This window comes from Ensifer sp. ENS11, assembly GCF_014851895.1.
GTDB classification, from domain to species: Bacteria; Pseudomonadota; Alphaproteobacteria; order Rhizobiales; family Rhizobiaceae; genus Ensifer; species Ensifer canadensis.
The window spans coordinates 508,604-530,811 of record NZ_JACVAN010000001.1 but is presented as its reverse complement, the minus strand read 5'-3'; the positions used below and the strand labels follow the sequence as shown (position 1 = coordinate 530,811).

Sequence of the window (22,208 nt, the reverse complement as noted above, 5' to 3'; positions counted from 1 at the left end):
ACGCTTAAATCCCCTTTTGAAACCGGCTCGCGCCGGTTTCTTTTTGTCCAAACGACCGCCGTCAGACCTTGACGGCCTGCTCGACGAAATCCTCGCTCCCGAAGAACTTCAGATAGCGCTGCACCTCGGCCGCGTCGCCGGTCGCCTTGCGGGGGTTGTCCGACAGCTTGACCGCCGGCCGGCCATCAGCGTCGCTGACCTTGCAGACGATCGATATCGGATTGAGGCCCTTGATCTCCGTCGGCGCGCAATCGGCAAAGTCATTGGTGAGGTTCGTTCCCCAACCAAAGCTCATGCGCACGCGTCCCTCGAAATGCCTGTAGGTTTCGATGATCGTTTCGACATCGAGACCATCGGAGAAGATGAGCAGTTTTTCACGCGGGTCGCGCCCCATCTTCTTCCACCAGGCGAGAATTTTCTCGCCGCCTTCGATCGGCGGGGCGCTGTCCGGACGAAAGCCGGTCCAGTCCGCCACCCATGCCGGCGCATCGCGCAGGAACGCGGCCGTGCCGAAGGCATCGGGAAGCACGATCAAGAGATTGCCGCCGTAGAGCTGATTCCAGTCCTGCAGCACCTTATAGGGTGCGGCGGCGAGTTCGGCATCGGTGCGGGCAAGTGCAGCTGCCACCATCGGCAATTCATGCGCGTTGGTGCCGAGCGCCTCCAGGTCCGTATCCATCGCCAGAAGCACGTTGCTGGAGCCGGAGAAGGATGCACCGATGCCTTCCTTCAATGCCTCGACGCACCAGCGCTGCCACAGGAAGCTGTGGCGCCTTCGCGTGCCGAAATCCGAAATCCGCAGGTTGGGATACTGCCTGAGGCGCTCGACCTTCGACCACATCTTCGCCTTGGCACGGGCATAGAGCACATCGAGCGTGAAGGGGCCGAGCCCTTTCATGGCCGAGCGCGAGCGCAGCTCGTTGATGATCGCCAGCGCCGGGATCTCCCACATGGTGGTCTCGGCCCAGCGCCCACGGAAGGTCAGCTCGAACTGGCCGTCGCGTCGCGACAGCTCGTAATCCGGCAGGCGGAATTTTGCGAGCCAGGCGAGGAACTCCGGCGAGAAAATCTGCTTGCGACCGTAGAACGAGTTACCGGCAAGCCAGATCATCTCCTTCTTGGAGAACCGCAACTCGCGCGCATGATCGAGTTGCTCGCGCAGTTCATTTTCGTCGATCTCGTCGGCCAGGCGCACGGTCTTGGTCCGGTTGATCAGCGAGAAGGTCGCGTCTACATCCGGATAGAGCTGCCAGATCATCTGCAGCATCAAAAGCTTGTAGAAATCCGTGTCGAGCAGGCTGCGCACGATCGGGTCGAGCTTCCAGGCATGATTGTAGACGCGCCTGGCGATATCGGTCTTGGTCATCTTAGGAATTGCTCCTCTTACAGCGCAGCGCGTCTTATGAGACGCGCAAAGGTCGCTGTAGCACTTTGAATTGCTGCATGGCTAAAGCATACGCACGCCGGCTTGCCGCATGCGCGTGATCATGGCGGAGAGCGAACCGTTGAGATCGATACCCCTGGAGGCATCAAGCACGACGGAGGTTGAAAACCCCTGGGCCACGGCGTCGAGCGCGGAAAAGGCGACGCAGAAATCGGTCGCCAGGCCGCACAAGGTAACGCTGCCGATACCGCGATCCCTGAGGTAGCCAGTCAGCCCGGTCGGCGTCCGGCGATCATTCTCGAAGAAGGCGGAATAGCTGTCGATGCCGGTGCGAAAGCCCTTGCGGATCACCAGTTCGGCGCGTGTCCATTTCAGCGATGGGTGAAAGTCGGCGCCGGTACTGCCCTGAACACAATGGTCCGGCCAAAGCGTTTGCTCGCCATAGGACATCGTTACCGTCTCGAACGGCGCTTTTCCCGAATGGACGGATGCGAAGCTCGAATGGCCGACCGGATGCCAATCCTGCGTCAGCACCACATGCTCGAACCTCCCGATCAGATCGTTGACCGCAGGCACGATCTCATCGCCGCCGGAAACGGCAAGCGCTCCGCCCGGGCAAAAATCGTTTTGCACGTCGACGACGATCAACGCCTCACCAGCCATCGCTTTCCCCTTGAGCGGACCAATCCCTATCGATCACCAAAATCGATTTAAGTCCAAGATCAATCACAGAATTTGAGCGACGGCAACCTGCTTCGACACCCCACGGCACGATCCTTGACGCACATAGAAAAAGGGCGCTGACCACGGTCGGCGCCCTCTCAAGAACTGCAGCCTGAATTGGATCAGTTGCCGTTGAGGTTGTCGGCGATGGAGAAGCCGGAATTGGCAATGCCGACCGGCTGCGCCACGAAGTTCAGGAACTTCGAGAAGTCCACCGACGGATGACGCGAGGCATAGATCACGTCGCGATTCTTGATCGGGAAGGTCTGGCCGACGATCAGGCTGTCCGGCTTGCTCATGTCGAAGCGGTAGACGATCGGATAGCGCCCCTGGCTGTCCGTCTGCATGCCCTTGCGCAACATCTCGTTGAAGCGCTGCTGGCCGAGAAGGCTCATGACGACATCCGGCTCTTCGTAGCGGAAGATGAAGTAGCCCTTCATGTCGAGCGCATAGTCGGAACCGCCGCCGGCAAGTCCCATGGCTTCCAGCAGGTTGAGGTCGTTGGCGCCGAACTCGACGCGCTGGTTGGCCTTGACGGCGCCAAGGATAGTGAAGCGGCGCGGATCGCGCGCAACGAAGATCTGGTCTCCCGGCTTCACATGGATGTTTTCAGACGGGTTCTCGATGATCGACTTCAGGAGAACCGTGCCGGTCTTCTTGCCGCGCACCAGCGTGACATAGGTCTCGTAGGGCTGCGCCACGGGGCCGCCCGCCTTGGCGATGACCTCGTTGATCGTCTCGTCGACGAGGCTGAGCGGGACGACTGCGGACTTGCCGACAGCGCCCGAAACGGTGACGTTGCGCGAGGCGGTGCTCATGCTCGTGACGATGACATCAGGCTCGACCGCCTTCTGCTTCAGCGCTTCCAGGATTTCCTGGCGCGCCTGTTCCAGCGTCAGGCCGGCAAATCGGACCGAGCCGACATAGGGGATGGCTGCCTTGCCGTCCGGCTGGACGACGAGGTCGATGCTTGTCTGTTTGGAGTCCTGCGTCGAGAACAGACCGTCGCTGCCGGCCTCGAAGATCGATACTTTCAGAGCGTCGCCAACACCGATGACGACCCGGCCCACACCGCCGCCGATACCGAACCGGCGGTTGAGCGTCGACGACACGTAGTCGGAAACAAGGCGTGCGGACTGACCGGTCACATCGACGATATCAAATACGGTGGCGTTCTTTCGACCGATTTCGGCGCCGGATTGGCCGGCATCCGCAACAATGGCCCCGGCCAGCGGCCCCTCGCCCGGAACAGCCTGACATCCCGCAAGCGCGGTAGAAAGCAGAAGGGCAGCTACACGTTTCAACTAAGACACTCCGAATTCGGCACAGCCATGATTCTGTTCATAGTTCTGCACCGCATGATCTCCCGGTCGGGAATCCGCCGGTCTCTGAAAAGCACAATAGCCGTCTCACAACAAGTCACTTGCAGACGAAGACGAGCAAAATAATTGGCCCTGCGCCTTTCCGGTCATACCTCCTACACCTTGACGGGTTTGCGGCCCGATTTGTCTTGGATGAAGGTTCTGGGCATGTATATGTTAGGCCATTGGACTTGAAAGCTAGGTACTTTAAGTTAAAAGCTGACTAATGAGGCGGAACGAATATACGTGGGGATAACCCTGGGGCGGAATGATTGGCAGTTGCGTTTTCCGCTTGGAAGCGCAATCGCAGATGCAACTTTAACGTCAGTTTAGAGCGTTCGATCATATATGGCTGTTGAAATTATTGGGCGTGCATGCCTCGCCCCTGGAGCAGAATCGCCTTCGGCGTTGTTCAAACTTCTTCGTCAGGGCAAGTGCACAGTCACCAGCATCCCGTCCGATCGCTGGGACGTTGCGCGTTTCTGGCACCCGGTCATGGGCACGCAGGGCAAGACCTATTCCTTCGCCGCGGGCGTGCTGGATCAGCTCTATGACTTCGACCCGGCCGTCTTCGGCATGTCGCAGCGCGAAGCCATGTATATGGATCCGCAGCAGCGCGTGCTCTTGCAGCTCGCCTGGCGCGCGCTCGAGGACGCCAATATCTCGACGACGTCGCTGCACGGCGAGAATGTCGGCGTCTACATCGGCGCATCGAGCCTCGACCACGCCAACCTGACGGTTGAGGACCCGGCGGCGGCCGGCCCGTATTTCATGACCGGCAACACCCTGTCGATCGTCTCCAACCGCATTTCGCACATCTTCGGGCTGAGCGGTCCGAGCATGACGGTCGATACGGCTTGTTCGTCCTCGCTCGTCGCGCTCGATCAGGCGATGCGCGCACTGAACGCCGGCGAAATCGACACGGCGATCGTCGGCGGCGTCAATATTCTCGCCCATCCGCTGCCGTTCGTCGGCTTTGCGCAGGCGCGCATGCTGTCGCCTGAAGGGCTCTGCCGCGCCTATGACAACGATGGCGCGGGCTATGTGCGCGCCGAAGGTGGCGTCGTGTTCGTGCTGCGCCGCTCGGACCGGGCGCGCCGCGAAAAAGACCGGAGCTATGCCCGGATCGTTGCGACTGGCGTCAATTCGGCCGGCCGCACGAACGGCATCTCCCTGCCCTCGCGCGAAGCCCAGGCAAATCTGCTGCGGGCGATCTACGAAGGCAACGGCATCGATGCCAATCAGGTGGCTTTCGTCGAGGGCCACGGCACCGGCACCAAGGTCGGCGACCCAGCGGAAGTCTGGTCCATCGGCACGGTCATCGGCGCCAATCGCCGGGCACCGGTTCCGATCGGCTCGATCAAGTCGAACATCGGCCACACGGAGCCTGCCTCCGGCCTTTTCGGCATGATGAAGGCGATCCTGGCGCTCGAAAACAACTACCTGCCGGCGTCGCTGCACTTCGACACGCCGAACGAACATATCGATTTCGATGGCCTGAACGTGCGCGTCACGGCAAGCCCGATCGAACTGCTGCGCGGCAAGCGTGCGCGGCTTGCCGGCATCAACTCCTTCGGCTTCGGCGGCGCCAATGCCCACGTGGTCATCAGCGATCCGGAGCCCGTTTCCGAAGACAAGATCAACAATCCGCCGTCGTCCGGTCACGTCTTCCTTGCAAGCGCCCATACCGCGTCGAGCCTCGAAGCACTGCTGAAGGACTACAAGACGCGTTTTGCCAACGCTTCCAAGGGCGAAATCCGCTCGATGGTCGCAGCGTCGGGCGCCAACCGCACCCATATGCGCTATCGGTTCGCGGCCCGCAGCGATCATCCCGAAGATATCGTCCGTGCGATCGCAAGCCATGTGGAAAAGCCGGGCTCCGATATCGGCGAAGTCGGCGAAGCCGTCACCAGAGATGCCAAGGTCGCCTTCGTCTTTTCGGGCAACGGTTCGCAATGGGCCGGCATGGGCGTCGAAGCGTTCCGTGAGAACCTGCATTTCCGCCAGTGTTTCACATCTGTCAGCGCGCTCTTCAAGTTCCATTCGGACATCTCGCTCATCGAGCTTCTGACCGATCCTGACCTCGACAAGAAGCTGTCCGACACGAAGATCGCCCAGCCGTTGCTTTTTGCCGTCCAGGCAGCTCTTTCCGATTCGCTTGTCGCCATGGGCGTCAAGCCAGTCGCCGTGTTCGGTCATTCGGTCGGCGAGATCGCCGCTGCTTATGCAGCCGGCGCGCTGTCGATGGTCGACGCCGTCTCGATCGTTGCAAAGCGGTCGCTGCACCAGGATCTGCTCGCGGGCCACGGCACGATGGCCGCCGTGATGCTGGGCGAAGACGCCGCGCGCGCCTTCGCCGAGGCGCACGGCCTCGATGAGCTTTGCGTCGCTGCCGTCAACGCCCACAATTCGGTGACGATCTCGGGCCCGGCCCATGAGATTTCCGGCTTCCGCGACGCGGCACGCAAGGCGAAGATCCCTGCTCAGATCCTCGACATCAACTATCCCTTCCACCACCCGATCATCGACCGGGCCAAGGACGCATTCCTGTCGGATATTCCCGATATCGCGCCCCGTCGTGCGGACGTTACCTACCTATCGACGGTTACGGGTGCTGCCCTTGATGGCACGCAACTCGACCCCGACTACTGGTGGAAGAATGTTCGTGAGCCGGTTCGCTTCCAGGCGGCGGCAGAGGCGGCGATCGAGCTCGGCTGCCGGCTCTTCATCGAGATTTCTCCGCGCCCGATCCTGTCCTCTTACGTCAAGGAGACGATCAAGCAGGCGGCGGCACCAGGCATGGTCGTGCCGACGCTGCTTCGAGATGTCGGAGAGACCGGTCAGGATCCGATCTCGGCCGCTATGGCGCGTGCTGTCGCCCACGGCGCAATCGTCGACACCGCGCGCGTATTCGGCAAGCGCAATGCGGCGATTTCGCTGCCGAGCCTGCCGTTCGAGCCGGTCGAATTGCGACCGGCGGCCACGACCGACGCCACGGATCTCTTTGGCCGCACCGCCAAACCCTATCGCCTGATCGGATGGCGCAGCGACCCGAACAGCGGCAGCTGGAAGAACCACATCGATGCGCCCCTCTTCCCGGATCTGGCCGAGCACGTTGTCGATGGCAAGGCTATCCTGCCGGGCAGCGGCTTCATCGAGATTGCCGTCGCAGCGGCACAGCAGTTTTACGGGACAGACGAAGTCGAGATCACCAATCTGGAAATCGTCCGGCCGCTGGAGCTCAGCGACAGCCGCATCATGGAACTGTCGACCATCCTGTCGCCGGAAACCGGCGATATCGAGATCCGCTCGCGCGAGCGCCTGTCCGAAGACGACTGGGCCGTTCATGCGGTCGCCCGGTCCCGCAAGCCGTTGCCGAGTGAAGAACGCGCGTTGCCTTCCTTTGCCGGCATGCAGAAGACGGCAACCGTCGCTCCGGCCAAGGCTTATGATACCGCACGGCAATTCGGCCTCGACTACGGTCCGCGTTTCCAGCTGCTGGCAAAGGCGGTTGCCTATAACGACCGGATCGTCGACGTCGAGCTGAAGAGCCCGGACAAACCGGGACATCCGCTCGTCACCTATGCCCTCAATCCGATCTCGGTCGACGCCACGTTCCACGGCCTCGTCGCGCTTTTTGACCGCTTCACCGGCGACAAGAGCGGCGCACCCTATATTCCGGTGCGCTTCGGTTCCGTGCGCGTCGTCAATGCCGGCAAGCCGATCGCGCGCGCCACGATCGAGATCGAACGTGTCAGCGCCAATTCGATCAAGGCCAAGTTCCATTTCTTCGACAAGTCGGGCGACCCGATCGCTCATTTCGAGGATTGCCGTTTCCGACGCACCTATCTGCGCAAGCACAAGGCGCTGGACGCTCTCTCTTTCCACTACGAAACAGTCCTTTCCGAAACGTTCCTGCCGACAGTTGAGGCCGACGTCCTCACGCCGGTAACCCTCGGCGTCAAGACGGCGGCCGATGCCGGCGTCGACAACACGACGTTGCTGTTCAACGCGGCGATCTACCGCGCCTGCCAGGAGATTGCGCTGAAGCTCGGCAAGGGCCGATCGATCGTGCGCAGCGATAGCCTGCCCGGTGATTTCGCCTTCCAGTGTTTCCTGGCGAGCTGCCTTTACGTGCTTGAGGATGCCGGCCTCTGCGAGCACAAGGATGGAGTCTGGGTCGTCGCCCAGGAATTCAGCCTGCCGAGCGTTCCAGAAATCCTGCGCGAACTCTATGGCGAACGTCCTGATCGTGCCGTCGAGGCGGTGCTGATCAACAACGCCTATGCGGAAGCGCTCGCACGCCTCGACGTCCTGCTGGCGGCCCCAGCCGGTGGCGATGCCGAAATCGTTGCCAATGCCGGCTTCATCAGCGATGCGACGCTCGATCATCAGGCCGTGCATTCTGAAGTAAGCCGCCAGCGTATGGCGCTCGTGCTTGATGCGGTCGAAAGCGCGCTACGGGCGCAGCCGACGGGAACACGTCTGCGCGTTCTCGAGCTTGGCAGCGTGTCTGCCGGGTTCACGCGCCGCATCGCGACGCTTGCAGCCAAACACGGCGCGAGCCTCGGTGTGGTCGAGCCGCGTGACAATGCCCAACGCGGCCTTGAACTCGCCTTCGAAAACGATGCCCATGTGCGCATTCTCAAGAAGGGTGAGCTTGCGACACAGGCGCCGTTCGATCTCGCCATCAGTGCCTCCGACCGGCTCTACGGCCTGATCGAAGACGACATCGATGTACGCACGGCACTCCGCTCGACGCTGCGCCGGACGGGTGGTCTCGTCGCTGGCGTCGGCGCGCCATCCCTTTTCAACGATTTTGCGCTTGGACTGTCGGATGGCTGGTTTGCCCGCAGCCAGGCGGCCGAGTTCCCGATCGGCAACCTCGCCGCCGTTCCTCACTGGCAGAAATGTCTGGCCGACCTCGATCTTCGCGAGATTGACGTCACCGACCGTGAATGCGCGTCCGGCAATGTCATCGTTCTTGAAGCACGCGGCGTGGAAGCGCCGGCGGCTGTCGAGACCGGTGCGAATGCTGCTGCCTCAGCGGCGGGCTCCTACCTTCTGTTGCAGATCGGCGCGCCCAAGACAAAGCAGTCGTCCACCGGCGCCATCCCCGTCGACCTGACGGGTGATGCGGCGACGGATGCGGCCTTGCTTCGCGATGCACTTGAGGCCTTCCGCGATCGCCCCGTTCGCGCCGTCTTCCTTTCGTCGCCTGCGCCGAAGAGCCGGACGGACGATTCTGCCTCGCTGCAAAACCAGGTTCTGGCGTTTAGCGCCGTAGCCGAAGTATTGCGGCGGCATGTCGGCGATACCGATCCAAGTGGCGACGCACGTCCGAGGCTCGTTCTTGTCGCGCCTGGCGGGGCGCCGGTCGCCAGCCGTGTCTCAGGCACGACGGCCGCAAGCTCCGGCACCAATGCCGGCCTTTGGGCTTTCGCCCGGGTGCTGCAGAACGAATATGAGTTCCTGGACGTTCATGCTCTGGATCTGGCCGCAGACGCCTCGACGTCTGACGAGCAGATTGCCGCATCGCTTCCATTGCTCACCGTTTCCGGCAGCAATCGCGAATGGCTGCTGGAAGGACCGAACGGATCGCTTTCGGAAATCCGTGCGGTTCCCGGTCCGACCGACAACGCCCATGGCTCGACGGCCTCCTTCGAGGCCGCCACCATCCGCCAGCGTGTCGCCTCTCAGGTCGGCAGCATCGTTTGGGAAGAAAGCAACGTGCCGTCCGCGGGCCCCGGCGACGTCGTCGTCAAGGTTGCGGCCACCGGCCTCAACTTCCGCGACGTGATGTGGGCGATGGGTCTTCTGCCTGAAGAAGCCCTCGAGGACGGCTTTGCCGGTGCGACGATCGGCATGGAACTGTCCGGTCACGTGGTTGCCGTCGGTCAAGGCGTGGACGACCTTTCGGTCGGCGATGCGGTCATGGCGATCGCGTCTGCGGCCTTCTCCACCCATGCCGTCGTTTCGCGCGCCGGCGTCGCCAGGCTGCCGCAATCGGTCAGCCCGGTTGCCGCGGCCACCGTGCCTGTTGCGTTCCTCACGGCCTACTACGCCATGGTCGAGCTCGGCCGCATCCAGGCCGGTGAAGCGATCCTCATCCATGGTGCGGCCGGCGGGGTCGGCCTCGCAGCGCTGCAGGTTGCCAAGCTCAAGGGCGCGAAAGTCATCGCCACGGCCGGCACCCGCGAGAAGCGCCGCTTCCTTTCGATGCTCGGTGCCGATCATGTGTTCGATTCGCGCTCGCTCGGTTTCGTCAACGACGTGCGCGCCGTGACTGATGGAGAGGGCGTCGACCTCGTGCTGAACTCACTCTTCGCCGAGGCGATGGAGCAGAGCCTGGCACTGGTCAAACCGTTCGGCCGCTTCCTCGAACTCGGCAAGCGTGACTACTACGCAGACAGCAAGATCGGCCTCAGGCCGTTCCGCCGCAATGTCAGCTACTTCGGCATCGACGCGGACCAGTTGCTGGTCAACGCGCCGGCCCTGACCAAGCGCATCTTCACCGAGATCGGCGCCCTGTTCGAGGACGGCAAGCTTACGCCGCTGCCGTACCGTGCTTTCGATTTCGACGAGATCGGCAATGCGTTCCGCCTGATGCAGAACGCGGGTCACATCGGCAAGATCGTCGTGCTGCCGCCGGTGGCCGGCAAACACCAGGTCGCGACCCGGCCGCACGGTGGCGTCAAGGTCGACCCCGAAGGCATGCACCTGGTCGTCGGTGGCATCGGTGGCTTCGGCCTGGCCGCCGCCAACTGGCTTGCGGAAAAGGGCGCCAAGACGATCGCGCTCTGCTCGCGGCGCGGCCTTGCCGACGCGGAAACGACGGCGATGATCGAGCTTTGGGCCAAGGCCGGCATTTCGGCCACGGTTCACGCCTGCGATATCACCGATGCAACCGCTGCGGATCTCCTGCTCACCGAATTGCGAGCCATCGCACCGCTACGCTCCATCGTTCATGCAGCGATGGTGCTGGATGACGCGCTGATCAGCAATCTCAATCGCGAGCGCAACCGGCCGGTTATCGACACGAAGGCAAAGGGTGCCGCTGTTCTCGATCAGCTGACCCGCAACGATGCGCTCGACAACTTCATCCTGTTCTCGTCGGCAACGACGCTGGTGGGCAATCCCGGCCAGGCAAACTACGTTGCGGCCAACGGCTACCTCGAAGGTCTTGCCCGCGCCCGGCGCGCGGAAGGTCTTGCCGGTTTGGCGGTCGGTTTCGGCGCGATCGCCGACAAGGGCTATCTCGTGCAGAACACCGACGTCAACGATCTGCTGGCCAAGCGCATCGGCAAGACGGCACTGAAGGCGCAGACGGCGCTGGACATGGTCGAGAGCCATCTCGCCAGCGATCCCGGCACAGTCGACGCCGCCGTCGTGATGATATCGGAGATCGATTGGTCGGCCGCCCGCAACTTGCCGGTCGCGCGCAACGCGCTCTTCGAAGTCATCCTGCGTAGCGCCGATCAGCATTCGTCCGGCGGCGAAGGCACCAAGATGGACCTCGTCGCGATGATCGAGGGCAAGTCGGCGCAGGAAGCCGAGGATATTCTCTTCGAACTGGTCGCAGGCGAAATTGCCGCCATCCTTCGGGTCTCGAAGGATACGGTCACGCGCAGCAAGGTCCTGAAGGAAATCGGCCTCGACAGCCTGATGGCCGTGGAACTCGGCATGAGCTTCCAGCAGAATACCGGTTTCGACATGCCGCTCAGTGGTGTCGCAGACAACACGACGGTTGGCGACGTCGCCCGCAAGCTCTATGACAAGGTCAGCAAGCGCGACCAGGGCGAAGAGAGCGACGGTGCGGACGACAAGTTGGTCACAGAACTGGCGCAACGGCATGTCGGCACGGCAAAGGAAAAAGCACAGAGCCAATGAGCACGAACGGAAATGGTCCCGGCTCATCCAAGATGACCAGCAGCCTCAAGGAGAACCTGCTGGACCGGATGAGAAACACGCATCAATCCTCCGAGCGCAACCGCATGGCGCGTTCGGAGCGGGAGATGCCGCCGCCGGCCCGCCGGCAACAGGCCCGTTTCGAGGACCTGCCGGAGTACAAGCAGGTTCTGACCCAGAAGTTTGCCAGCGAACAGCTGGGGATCGCCAATCCGTTCTACCGCGCGCATCAGACCGCAGCCGGCGCCACCACCGTCATCGACGGGCGCAAGCTGATCAACTTCGCCTCCTATGATTATCTCGGCCTCAACCGGCACGCGGAAGTGCTGGCAAGGGCAAAGGAAACCGTCGACGCCTTCGGGATCTCGGCTTCTGCCAGCCGGCTTGTCGCTGGCGAGCGCCCTGTTCATGTGGAGCTCGAAGAAAAGATCGCGCGCTTCTACGGCGTCGATGCCGCGGTCTGCTTCGTCAGTGGCTATCTCACCAATGTCGCGGCCATCAGCTGCCTGATGGGCCCGAAGGATCTGGTTGTCCACGACGAGTTCATTCACAATAGCGCGCTTGCGGGCATCAAGCTCTCCGGCGCCACGCGCCGGCTGTTCAAGCACAATGACGCGAGCGACCTGGAACACGTGCTGCGCACGGTCTCGGGCGACTATCGTCGTATCCTTGTCATCGTCGAGGGCATCTACTCGATGGACGGCGACATCGCCGACCTGCCGGCCCTCCTGAAGCTCAAGGCCGAATACGGCTTCTGGCTGATGGTCGACGAGGCCCATTCCTTGGGGGTCGTCGGCAAGCATGGTCGTGGTCTTGCCGAGCACTTCGGCGTCGATCCGCATGAGATCGACATCTGGATGGGAACGCTTTCGAAGACGACGTCCAGCTGCGGCGGCTACATTGCCGGCAGCGAGGCGCTTGTTGCCGTGCTCAAGGCCTCTGCCGGCGGCTTCGTCTACAGCGTCGGCCTGGCGCCGGTTCTGGCCGCCTCGGCGGCCGCCAGCCTCGACGTGCTTGCGCGCGAGCCGTCGCGCACTGCCGCCCTCCGGCGCAATGGCGCGCTCTTCCTCAAGCTTGCCAAGGAAGCGGGTCTGGACACCGGCCTCAGCAGCGGCTTTTCGGTTGTGCCGGTGCTGGTCGGGGATTCCCTGCGCGCGGTTCAGCTGTCCAACGATCTGCTTGCGGCCGGCGTCAATGCGCTGCCGATCATCCACCCCGCCGTTCCCGAAGGACTGGCGCGGTTGCGCTTCTTCATCACCAGCGACCATACCGAAGAGCAGATCCGCAAGACGGTGGCCCTGACGGCGGAACGCCTGAAGGACCTGACCGAACGCAACTTCGGCCTCGGCGGCATCGATATCGATCAGATGATGAAGGCGCTCTCGGCGCGCTGAGGATGACGTGCAGGCGCCCTTCACGGGCCGGATGCCGCAGGCGGAAACCAGCATGACCCATGTGATCATCACCGGCGGCTCGAGCGGCATAGGGCTGGCGATCGCATCGATCTATGCGGGTCGTGGCGCGCGCCTTTCGCTGATCGCCCGTTCGGCCGAGATCCTGAAGCGTGCCCAGGACGAACTCTCCTCCAAGTCGGCAACAGCCGGCGACATCCGGATCGAGACGGCGGATGTCGCGCGGGAAGAGGAAATCATCGCCGCCATCCATCGCTGCGAAGCGGCATTCGGGCCCTGCGACATCCTGGTGACCTCTGCCGGCGTCGTCGAGCCGGGCCGGTTCGACGAACTCGGCAGCGCCGCCTTCCGGCGTCAGATGGAAACGAATTTTTCCGGTACCGTCCATGCGGTTCGCGCCGTCTACGCCGGCATGAAGCAGCGTGGGCACGGAAAGATCATGATGATCTCCTCCGGTGCCGGCCTTCTCGGCATCTATGGCTATTCGGCCTATTGCGCCTCGAAGTTCGCACTGCACGGCTTTGCCCAGGCACTCCGCTCCGAGGCGCGCGCGCATGGGATAGACGTCTCGATCTGCTTCCCGCCGGACACCCAGACGCCGCAGTTCCAGCGCGAGCTTGCCTTCCGTCCCCCTGAAGCCGCCGCCGTCATGGGTACGGTCAGCCCCTGGCCGGCGGAAGCAGTTGCCCGCAAGATCGTCTACGGCATCGAGCGCGGACGGTTCGAAGTCTATTTTGGAATGACGCTTTTTCTTCTCGGTCGGTTCGGCCCCACCGTCAGACCACTCCTCAACTGGTGGTTCGACCGCGCAATCGCCCGCAGTAGCGGTGGAGTATCAAAGGGCGGCAGGTGACGGCGCTTGTGCGCGCCGGCGATAGGATCTAAGTGTCAGGCGGATGCCGTGCTGCATGAGGCGGCGCCGGTGTGCAAGAAAGCATGAAGGTTTCCGCTTGGCGTTGCTCCCCTTTCAATTGCACGACTATCCGATAACGCTGACGATCTGTTGTTTCATCTTGTCCTGTGCGGTGATCTTCTTCACCGACCGCTTCGCTCTGCCGAAACGGGAACGCCGGAAAAACCCGTCTCCCTTTGGCCGCAAGCAGGACATCATCGATGTTATTGCCCGCCTGCCGGTCATCGCGCTGGTGTTCGCCGGCTTTTTCGCTGGCTCCTGGCGGCCACTTTATGCCGCCGCCGGCACGATGAGCTTCTTCATCATCTTCACCGGGATTTCTAGGGCCAAGTTCAAGTTCATCCGCGAGCCGCTGATCTTTTCCGACATCGCCCTCGTCGTCGACGTCTTCAAATACAAGACGATCTTCTATGCCAGTTCGCTGAACATCGTGTTCTGGACCGTTGCATTTCTCTATGTCTTCGGCGTTTCCGGGCTCTACCTCTATTTCGAACCGTCTGTTCTGCCCAACAGCGGCAAGGCCTTCTGGATCCTGGTGATGGTGGCAGTCGCCGCAGGCCCATGGCTCCTGCTGTTCTACGGCCCGGTGAACCGACCCACGGCGGCCCTCGTTCAGAGGCTCGTCAAAGTGCTCGACGTCAAAATGAATACGGTGCGCTTCGGCACCTTCGGGTCGGTGATCTTCCGCTTCATCATCTGGCTCGGCGTCAAGCGGGAGAAGATCGTCGCCGAACTCTCACAAATCGTTCGGGCGGCCGTCCAGGACCTGATCGGTGACGACGGTTCGCCGCTCATCGTCGTCTGGCAGTCGGAGTCCTTCATCGACATGCGCCATTTCGGTGTCGACACGCTGAAGATGCCGACACTCGACCGGTTGCGGCGTCAGGCCGCCCAGTGGGGACGCCTCAGCAGCGTCTTCGAAGGCGGCTATACGCTGCGCACCGAGTTTGCCGTCATCAGCGGGCTCGTGCCCGACGATATCCACGTGGATGCAAGCTACCCTTATCTGCGCGCGTCCCACTATTCCGACGTCGTCTGGCCGGGAAAGATGAAACGCGCCGGCTGGCACACCCATTTCATGCATCCTTACGACCGCACGTTCTTCCTGCGCCACAAGGCGATGCCGCAGCTCGGCTTTGCCGAGCTGACGATGCTCGATGGATTCGACCACGTGCCGGCGCGCGACGGGCCTTACGTCTCCGACGAGAAGCTCGCCGCCAGGGTCATCGATGCCTGCGAGAACCTGCCGGAAGACAAGAGCGGTTTCGTTTTCGTCGCCTCGATGGCAAACCACGGACCTTGGGAACCGGGTCGCGTTGGCGATCTTGCCAACCCGGTGGACATCTATCTGGCGATCCTTGAGCAATCCGACGCAGCACTGAAGCAGCTGACCGATCGGCTCGACAGGCTCGACCGGCCTGTCTGGTTCGTCTTTTATGGCGATCATGCGCCGCTGCTGAAATCGTTCGCAGACCCCTTCCCCGACCCACGCACGGATTATCTCATCGTGCCTTTTTCCAAGGCGAAATCGACGCATCATCGACCGGTCGAACCACGGGATGTCGCTGCCTGGGATCTGATCGAGGCGCTGCTCAACCACGCCAACCTCAAGAAGGACACGCTGCGTTAGCGGCGGCGAGACGATGGAAAACGCAGCGTTGAACACCCGTGTGTCAGCCGATCGGCCAAGCCGACGGGTCTTCCTGTTCCTGCAAGGCCCGTCATCGCCGATCTTCCGCAAGATCGCCGATCGGCTTGAGAGCTACGGCCACACCTGCCTGCGGATAAACCTCAATGTCGGCGACGAGATCATCTGGCGTCGCAAAGGCGCATCCAACTACCGCGGGAGAGCGGAGGATTGGCCGGACTATCTGGCACGCTTCATCGGCCTGCACCAGGTCACCGACATGATCCTGCTTGGCGAAGAGCGCCCCTATCATCAGGCTGCCACTGCGGTCGCCCGGCGGACCGGGGTCGCGATCGCCATCGTCGAGATGGGCTATCTCCGACCCGACTGGCTAACACTCGAGCGCGACGGCATGTCGTCGAACTCCCACTTTCCCGCCGACGCCGCCCATATCGTCGAAGCCGCGAAGACCCTGCCGGAGCCGGATTGGCGCAAGCACTACAGCCAGACCTTTCTCGCCGATGCCAGCTACGACCTTCTCTACAACCTGCCCAACGTCTTCCTGTGGTTCCTCTTTCCGCATTATCGCCGTCACGCGATCTTTCATCCACTTGCCGAATATGCCGGCTGGATCCGCCGCCTTTTCACCGGCAAAAGACGCAGTGCCGAGGCCGAGGAAACGGTCCGCATCCTGCTTTCGGAACGCGTGCCCTTTTTCGTCTATCCGCTGCAGCTCGAAACCGATTTCCAGCTGCGCGCCCACTCGCCGTTCCACAGCCAGAAGGACGCGATCGACGAGGTCATGCACTCGTTTGCAGCCGATGCGGCTAGGGAAACCAGACTGGTCTTCAAGGTTCATCCGCTCGACAACGATCTGATCGCCTGGCGCAAATTCATCGACGACAAGGCAGCGGAACTCGGGCTGACCGGTCGCGTGTTCTATCTCGATGGCGGCAATCTCGATGTGCTGGCAGAGGCCAGCGCCGGCATGGTCACGGTCAACTCGACCGCCGGTCTGCACGCGCTAAAGCAGGGACGCCCGGTCAGGGTGCTGGGCACGGCTGTGTTCGACATTGCCGGTTTGACGGACCAGCAGCCGCTGGAGGATTTCTGGCAAAGGCCGACAGCACCCGACGCCGAGGTGAGCAGCGCCATGTTCCGGCTGCTTGCGGCTTCGATCCAGGTGCGGGGCAATCTCTATTCAAGAACAGGAACCGACGCAGGCGCCCGGGCAATCGCCGAGCGCCTGCACGAGAACACGGTCAACCAGCCCGGCGCGTTCATCGATCCGCCACCGCGCCGGAAGCCGCAGAAAAGACAACGGCCAGCCTCGCGATCGGCATAGGCTGGCCGTAAAAATTCCAAGACGGCTTAACTCAGGCAACGCCGGCGCGAAGCAGATCGTGAATGTGCAGGATGCCGACGGGAAGCCCGTCGTCGTCGACGAGAAACAGCACGGTCACCTTGTGATCCTGCATGAACTCCATTGCACCGCTTGCCAGAACATCTCCCCTGATGACACGGGGGTTACGCGACATGACCGCCTCGACGGTCTGCGCAAGCAGATCGCCCGACATGTGGCGACGGAGGTCGCCGTCGGTGATGACGCCGGTCAGCTTGCCATCCTCGTCGACGATGCCGACGACACCAAAGCCCTTGGAAGACATCTCGATGACGGCTTCGCTCATCGGGCGACCGACGCTCAAGAGCGGCACCTGTTCCCCGGCATGCGCCAGTTCGCGCACGAGACGCAGTTGAGCGCCGAGCTTGCCGCCGGGATGGAAGGTCTTGAAATCTTCGGCGGAGAAACCGCGGCGCTCGAGCAGGGCGATGGCAAGCGCGTCGCCGACCGCAAGCTGCAGCATCGCCGACGTCGTCGGCGCCAGCCCATGCGGACAGGCTTCCTGAACCTTCGGCAGCACGATCGGCACTTCGGAGTTGCGAGCGAGAACGCTGTCGCGGTTGGACGAAATCGAAACGACCGGCACCTTGAAGCGCTTGGCATAGGTGAGCATGTTGGCGAGTTCCGCCGTTTCGCCCGACCAGGACAACAGGATCAGCACGTCCTGCGACGTGACCATGCCGAGATCGCCGTGGCTCGCCTCGGTCGGATGGACAAAATAGGCGGACGTGCCTGTTGATGCCATGGTCGCCGCCATCTTGCGGCCGATATGGCCACTCTTGCCGACGCCGGAAACGACAACGCGCCCCTGGCTTTCGCCAATGAGTTCGATCGCTTCGACCATGCTTTGCGCAAACGCCGTATCGGCACCGAGATGATCGGCCAGCGCCTTGATGCCTGCCATCGCCGTCGTCAGCGTCCTGCCGACCGACTCCAATGCGGCAGAACCGCGTCGCTCATCCGCTGATGCGTGTCTCAAACCCATGATGTTTCCATTCCCGCGAAGACGTTTGCGCCGGTTAGAAGCGGCGTTTCTCAGACCCATTGCAGGCAGATAGGCGCTTTTTCTTGGCAAACCAAGCCAAAGCCATCGAGTTTCGGCAGGAAATCCCACAAAGACGACGGTTTCGTCAGCCGACGCGCTGTTCTTCCGGCGCTTCGAGCGGCATCGACTTGTCGGCCGCAAACTCTTCGAGCGTCATGGAGTCCAGGATCGCGGCAACCGCGTCGCGCACGGTCGTCATCGACACACGGACCTGACAGGTCTCGGGATCATTGCAGTCCTCGCAGACCTCGTAAGCCGTGCGGCTGGCGCAGCGGATCGGCGCAAGCGGACCGTCAAGCGTCCGGATGACATGGCCGATGCGGATTTCCGCCGCCGGGCGCGACAGCGAATAGCCGCCGCCTGGCCCCTTCTTCGAACGCAGCATGCCGGCGTTGCGCAGTTCGAGCAGGATCGTATCCAGGAATTTTTTCGGGATATTGTTGCGCTGGGCGATTTCGGTAATGAAAGCCGTCTCTCCCGGCTCCAGTCGAGCGAGGTCGACAAGAGCCTTCAATCCGTACTTTCCCTTCTTCGTCAGCATTCCGGCAAGCTTTCCCTACGGTTCCCTTGAGAACGGGAATCATCCGCGCAAACGCAATCTTGTTTTGGCATAGCACAAGAATCGTGCGGCAAACACACAATTGTGGCACAGAATCAATGCAAAGCTTGGTCTGGGATTATACTCGGAATAAGGGGGCGGCCGCCCCAGACATTATGCTGCGGCCGCATCGCCATGGCGTTCGGCAGGCACTGCCTGACGCGCGAGCAGATGGCGAATTGCCGCGCGTGCTTCGTCAGCCGACCGGAACCGCTGAGCGTCCAGATCCCAGACATGGTACTTGACTGCCAGGAACTTGAACCGGCCGTCGTCCGGGACGACGACCCCGACGGCTTCGCCGCCATATTCGATAACCTGCTTGCTCATGCAAATAACGCTCCTTCCACACCCGGAGGCGCGGACATTTCAATTTCGGCAAAGGATGAATTTCGAGAGTTCGAGGATCACATTCGGCAGAGGCGAATGAGACGTTTCTTCACTGTTGCACGACAATGGGAACGCGTGCCGAAGAAGGCGGCGGTCGAGACGGTTTCGGACATGTCACACTCCTTTGGCTTGGTCCGGCATCGCAATGCCGGAGCGGTTCATGAACAACTGTGAGGCGGACTCGCCCGCGTCACAGAGCTGCAAACTAGAATAATCTACCAATTCCGTCAATTAAAAACATGATGACGCGAAAAATATTTCTCAACCCATCAAATTTTAGGGGTCCCGGATGCAATATCCGTTCTCCCGATCCGAAACCGGAGACCCTCGCTATCTAGGAAGCGACGAATCAACCTGCAAGGTACGGGGGCGATAAAGACAGCACTTTCTGACAAAAAAGGGGCGGCCCATAGGACCGCCCCTTCACATTTTATAACCTCAGCCCTGATATCAGGCGGCCGGTGCGCCCGGCTGCGTGGTTCCGGTGCCGGTGCGGGTCGCTTCGCGATCCTTCCACCAACGATTGAGGAAGAGCAGGATCGGGCCGCCGATGTAGATCGACGACGTCGTCGCGACGATAACACCGAAGATCATCGGCCAGGCGAAGCTCTTGACGGCATCGCCGCCCCAGATTGCCATCGGCACCAGTGACAGCGCCGTGGCCATCGAGGTGAAGATGCATCGCGCGATCACCTGGTTGATGCTCATGTCGATGAGGTCGGAGAACGGCATCGACTTGTACTTGCGCAGGTTCTCGCGCATGCGGTCGTAGACCACGACCTTGTCGTTGACGGAGTAACCGATCATCGTCAGCAGTGCGGCGATGGCCGTCAGGTTGAAGTCGATGCCGGTGAGCGCGAAGAAGCCGATCGTCTTGGTGATGTCGAGCAGCAGGACCGCGATCGCGCCGACGGCGAAGTGCCATTCGAAGCGGAACCAGATGTAGAACAGGATCGCCACCATCGCGAGACCGACGGCAAGGAAGCCCGAACGCGCGAGTTCCGTGCTGATCGTCGGGCCGACGACTTCCGTCCGCTCGAAGGTCACGTCGGGAATGGTCTGAACGGCTGCATCCTTGATCTTGTTCAGGGCAACCGTCTGCTCCTGCTCACCGCCGGGCTGGCGCTGAACGCGGATCAGGACCGACTTGTCCTGGCCGAATTCCTGAAGGGCGATTTCACCGATGTTGAGCGACTCCAGACCATGGCGCAGCGCCGGCAGATCGAGCTTCTGCTTGGATGTCGCTTCCACCTGGATACCGCCGACGAAGTCGATGCCGTAGTTGAGGCCGGGCGTGAAGAACAACACGACCGAGCTGATCGACAGGAAGGCGGACATGCCGATGGCAACGAAACGGCCCTTCATGAAGGAGAAGGACGGCAGATGCGGAACACGTCCGAAGAGCGAGGGGATCTCGAGCTTCTTCATCTTCCGGCGGATGACGACTTCACGCATCATCAGGCGCACGACGGTCACCGACGTGAACATCGAGATGACGATGCCGAGCATCATGGTCACCGCAAAGCCCTTGACCGGTCCGGAGCCGAACGCAAACAGCAGCACGGTGCCCGAAAGCGTGGTGACGTTGGAGTCGATGATCGTCGCATAGGCTTTGTTGAAGCCGATATCGAGCGCCTTCATGGCGCCGGCGCCGCCCTCGGTTTCTTCTCGAATACGGGCATTGATGAGAATGTTGGCGTCCACCGCCATGCCGATGCCGAGGATGATACCGGCGATGCCGGGAAGCGTAAGGGTCGAGCCGAGCATTGCGAGCACGCCGATCGTCAGAATGGTGTGCAGTACCAAGCCGACGTTAGCGATCATGCCCCATGCGCCGTAGAGCACGACCATGAGGGCAACCACGAGGCCGAAACCGGCAAGGCCGGTGAAGATGCCCATGCGGATGGAATCGCTGCCGAGGTTCGGGCCAACGGAACGCTCTTCGATCACGGTCAACGGTGCGGGCAGTGCGCCCGAGCGCAGCAGTGCCGAAAGAACGGTTGCTTCCTGTGCGGTGAAATTACCGCTGATCTGACCGTTACCGCCGATGATCGGTTCGCGGATGACGGGCGCGGTCAGGACTTTGCCGTCAAGCACGATGGCGAAGGGCCGGCCGACATTGTCACGGGTGATTTCGGCGAACTGCCGGGCGCCGAGCGAATCGAAGGTGAACGAGACAATCGGCTCATTGGTGCGCTGGTCGAAGCCGGCCTTGGAATCGGCCAGACGCTCGCCTGAAATGGCGATGCGGCTTTCGACCGGATATCTGTTGCCGTCGTTGGCACCGGGCAGGATGTCGACGCCACGGGGCGCCGGCTGCGTCACGTCGACGGTCTGATCCAGCATGTGGAAGCTCATCTGGGCGGTCGAGCCCAGGAGTTGGCGGAGCCCGGTCGGATCCTGCAGGCCCGGAAGCTGGACGAGAATACGGTTGGAACCGACGCGCTGGATCAACGGCTCGGCGACGCCGACCGTGTCGACGCGCCGGCGAATGATCTCGAGGCTCTGTTCGACCGCCTTGGTCATCCGGTCGTTGAGGCCGGCTTCGGTCATTGCCAGGCTAATGTTGCCACCGTTCTCGGTGACTTCGATATCCGAGGCCGAACCACCGAAACCGAGCGTGCCGACAGGGGCTGCGAGCTCCTTGAGCTTCGGCAGCGCCTTTTCGAGGTCGGCCGGATCGTCGATCTTGACGGTGACGGCATCGCCGCTGATGCGCGCCGACGAGGCGGGAATGCGCTCGCCGCGAAGCGCCCTGCGCGTATCGTCGAGCAGGGTTTCAAGCCGCGCCTTGCGCAGGCCGGCGGCGTCGACCTCGAGGACGAGGTGAGAGCCGCCCTTCAGGTCGAGGCCGAGGGTAACGGGCTTCACCGGCAGCCAGGCGCCGAATTGCTCGCGTTGTGCCGGCGAGAGAACGTTTGGCAGCGCTGCTATGCATCCGAAGATGATAACGACGACATAGGCGAAAATCGCCCATTTGGATGTACGCATGTTGTGGTTCCAAGAGAGCCTGTACGGGCGAAAGCCGCGTGATCAGGACTTTGTTTCATCAAGGGCATGAACACGATCGCAGCGATCATCGTGCCCGAATATCAGCAATCACCAGAGGCGCGCGGAGGCGCACGGATTTGCGGGCCGCGGTTCGACAAACCATCGGCGAAGGGGGTACGGCCGAAAGCGAGGTCTTCGCCGGACGGCTCGAAAGCAAGAAACTGGACCGACGCAAGCAGCATCGGCACCGCGCCGTCGCCGGTCGCGGATTTGCCATCCTTGCGTTCGGCGGTAAAGCGCAGATCCGAAACCGGGGTGGCGCGCGAAATCTGGCGCGCGGCGGGGTGATCCGAAGGAACGGTGTCAGGCGCGGAGAAATTGCCCGCCTGCTGTTCGGCTGAAAGACGCGAGGAGAAGCCCTGCCCGACGACGATCAGCTGCATGGCGAGCGAGGCAC

13 protein-coding genes are annotated in these 22,208 nt (G+C 62.0%); 5 read left to right on the top strand and 8 right to left on the bottom strand.

Annotation, left to right across the window (positions count from 1 at the left end; translation table 11 throughout):
- Positions 1-61: 61 nt before the first annotated feature.
- The 3 genes from pncB to IB264_RS02550 form a co-directional block, all read right to left on the bottom strand.
- Complete coding sequence (gene pncB / locus IB264_RS02560) at positions 62-1,366, bottom strand: nicotinate phosphoribosyltransferase (protein WP_025425870.1); 1,305 nt, start codon at positions 1,364-1,366, stop codon at positions 62-64.
- Between the two features lie 81 nt (positions 1,367-1,447).
- A complete protein-coding gene (pncA, locus tag IB264_RS02555) occupies positions 1,448-2,047 on the bottom strand; it encodes a bifunctional nicotinamidase/pyrazinamidase (RefSeq protein ID WP_025425869.1) in 600 nt (199 codons plus the stop codon).
- 182 nt (positions 2,048-2,229) lie between these two features.
- Positions 2,230-3,411 carry a polysaccharide biosynthesis/export family protein gene (locus IB264_RS02550; protein WP_025425868.1) on the bottom strand — a complete coding sequence of 394 codons (1,182 nt, stop codon included), beginning with the start codon at positions 3,409-3,411 and terminating at the stop codon, positions 2,230-2,232.
- Positions 3,412-3,816: 405 nt separating this feature from the next.
- Here IB264_RS02550 and IB264_RS02545 point away from each other — a divergent pair, with 405 nt between their 5' ends.
- The 5 genes from IB264_RS02545 to IB264_RS02525 are packed head-to-tail and all read left to right on the top strand — an operon-like array spanning position 3,817 to position 16,673.
- Positions 3,817-11,358 (top strand): type I polyketide synthase, encoded by a 7,542-nt coding sequence (locus tag IB264_RS02545; RefSeq protein ID WP_192433119.1) that lies wholly within the window; start codon positions 3,817-3,819, stop codon positions 11,356-11,358.
- On the top strand, positions 11,355-12,770 hold the full coding sequence (locus IB264_RS02540) for an aminotransferase class I/II-fold pyridoxal phosphate-dependent enzyme (protein ID WP_057204242.1): 1,416 nt from the start codon (positions 11,355-11,357) through the stop codon (positions 12,768-12,770). Before IB264_RS02545 ends, IB264_RS02540 begins: the two co-directional genes overlap by 4 nt.
- 52 nt (positions 12,771-12,822) lie before the next feature.
- Positions 12,823-13,641, top strand: a complete 819-nt coding sequence (locus IB264_RS02535) for an SDR family oxidoreductase (protein ID WP_025425865.1) — start codon at positions 12,823-12,825, stop codon at positions 13,639-13,641.
- Positions 13,642-13,696: 55 nt separating this feature from the next.
- Positions 13,697-15,331, top strand: a complete 1,635-nt coding sequence (locus IB264_RS02530; RefSeq protein ID WP_038575873.1) for an LTA synthase family protein — start codon at positions 13,697-13,699, stop codon at positions 15,329-15,331.
- Positions 15,332-15,359: 28 nt separating this feature from the next.
- A complete protein-coding gene (locus tag IB264_RS02525) occupies positions 15,360-16,673 on the top strand; it encodes a capsule biosynthesis protein (RefSeq protein WP_371412228.1) in 1,314 nt (437 codons plus the stop codon).
- 31 nt (positions 16,674-16,704) lie between these two features.
- Here the strand turns inward: IB264_RS02525 and IB264_RS02520 are convergent, their stop codons facing one another.
- From IB264_RS02520 to IB264_RS02500, 5 genes are all read right to left on the bottom strand, one after another.
- A complete protein-coding gene (locus IB264_RS02520; RefSeq protein ID WP_038575867.1) occupies positions 16,705-17,715 on the bottom strand; it encodes an SIS domain-containing protein in 1,011 nt (336 codons plus the stop codon).
- A 145-nt stretch (positions 17,716-17,860) separates the two neighbouring features.
- On the bottom strand, positions 17,861-18,316 hold the full coding sequence (locus IB264_RS02515) for an Rrf2 family transcriptional regulator (RefSeq protein ID WP_025425861.1): 456 nt from the start codon (positions 18,314-18,316) through the stop codon (positions 17,861-17,863).
- Positions 18,317-18,487: 171 nt separating this feature from the next.
- Complete coding sequence (locus IB264_RS02510; RefSeq protein WP_025425860.1) at positions 18,488-18,700, bottom strand: hypothetical protein; 213 nt, start codon at positions 18,698-18,700, stop codon at positions 18,488-18,490.
- Positions 18,701-19,210: 510 nt separating this feature from the next.
- Positions 19,211-21,751: a protein translocase subunit SecD gene (gene secD, locus IB264_RS02505; protein ID WP_025425859.1), complete on the bottom strand. Its 2,541-nt coding sequence runs from the start codon at positions 21,749-21,751 to the stop codon at positions 19,211-19,213.
- Between the two features lie 101 nt (positions 21,752-21,852).
- The gene (locus IB264_RS02500; protein WP_128090456.1) at positions 21,853-22,194 is read right to left on the bottom strand and encodes a hypothetical protein; all 342 of its coding nucleotides are present in this window, start codon (positions 22,192-22,194) and stop codon (positions 21,853-21,855) included.
- Positions 22,195-22,208: the final 14 nt, after the last annotated feature.

Coding starts and splice junctions, on each gene's coding strand:
- pncB (WP_025425870.1), bottom strand. CDS start 1,366: ATGACCAAGACCGATATCGCCAGGCGCGTCTACAATCATGCCTGGAAG.
- pncA (WP_025425869.1), bottom strand. CDS start 2,047: ATGGCTGGTGAGGCGTTGATCGTCGTCGACGTGCAAAACGATTTTTGC.
- IB264_RS02545 (WP_192433119.1), top strand. CDS start 3,817: ATGGCTGTTGAAATTATTGGGCGTGCATGCCTCGCCCCTGGAGCAGAA.
- IB264_RS02540 (WP_057204242.1), top strand. CDS start 11,355: ATGAGCACGAACGGAAATGGTCCCGGCTCATCCAAGATGACCAGCAGC.
- IB264_RS02535 (WP_025425865.1), top strand. CDS start 12,823: ATGACCCATGTGATCATCACCGGCGGCTCGAGCGGCATAGGGCTGGCG.
- IB264_RS02530 (WP_038575873.1), top strand. CDS start 13,697: ATGAGGCGGCGCCGGTGTGCAAGAAAGCATGAAGGTTTCCGCTTGGCG.
- IB264_RS02520 (WP_038575867.1), bottom strand. CDS start 17,715: ATGGGTTTGAGACACGCATCAGCGGATGAGCGACGCGGTTCTGCCGCA.
- IB264_RS02515 (WP_025425861.1), bottom strand. CDS start 18,316: ATGCTGACGAAGAAGGGAAAGTACGGATTGAAGGCTCTTGTCGACCTC.
- IB264_RS02510 (WP_025425860.1), bottom strand. CDS start 18,700: ATGAGCAAGCAGGTTATCGAATATGGCGGCGAAGCCGTCGGGGTCGTC.
- secD (WP_025425859.1), bottom strand. CDS start 21,751: ATGCGTACATCCAAATGGGCGATTTTCGCCTATGTCGTCGTTATCATC.
- IB264_RS02500 (WP_128090456.1), bottom strand. CDS start 22,194: ATGCAGCTGATCGTCGTCGGGCAGGGCTTCTCCTCGCGTCTTTCAGCC.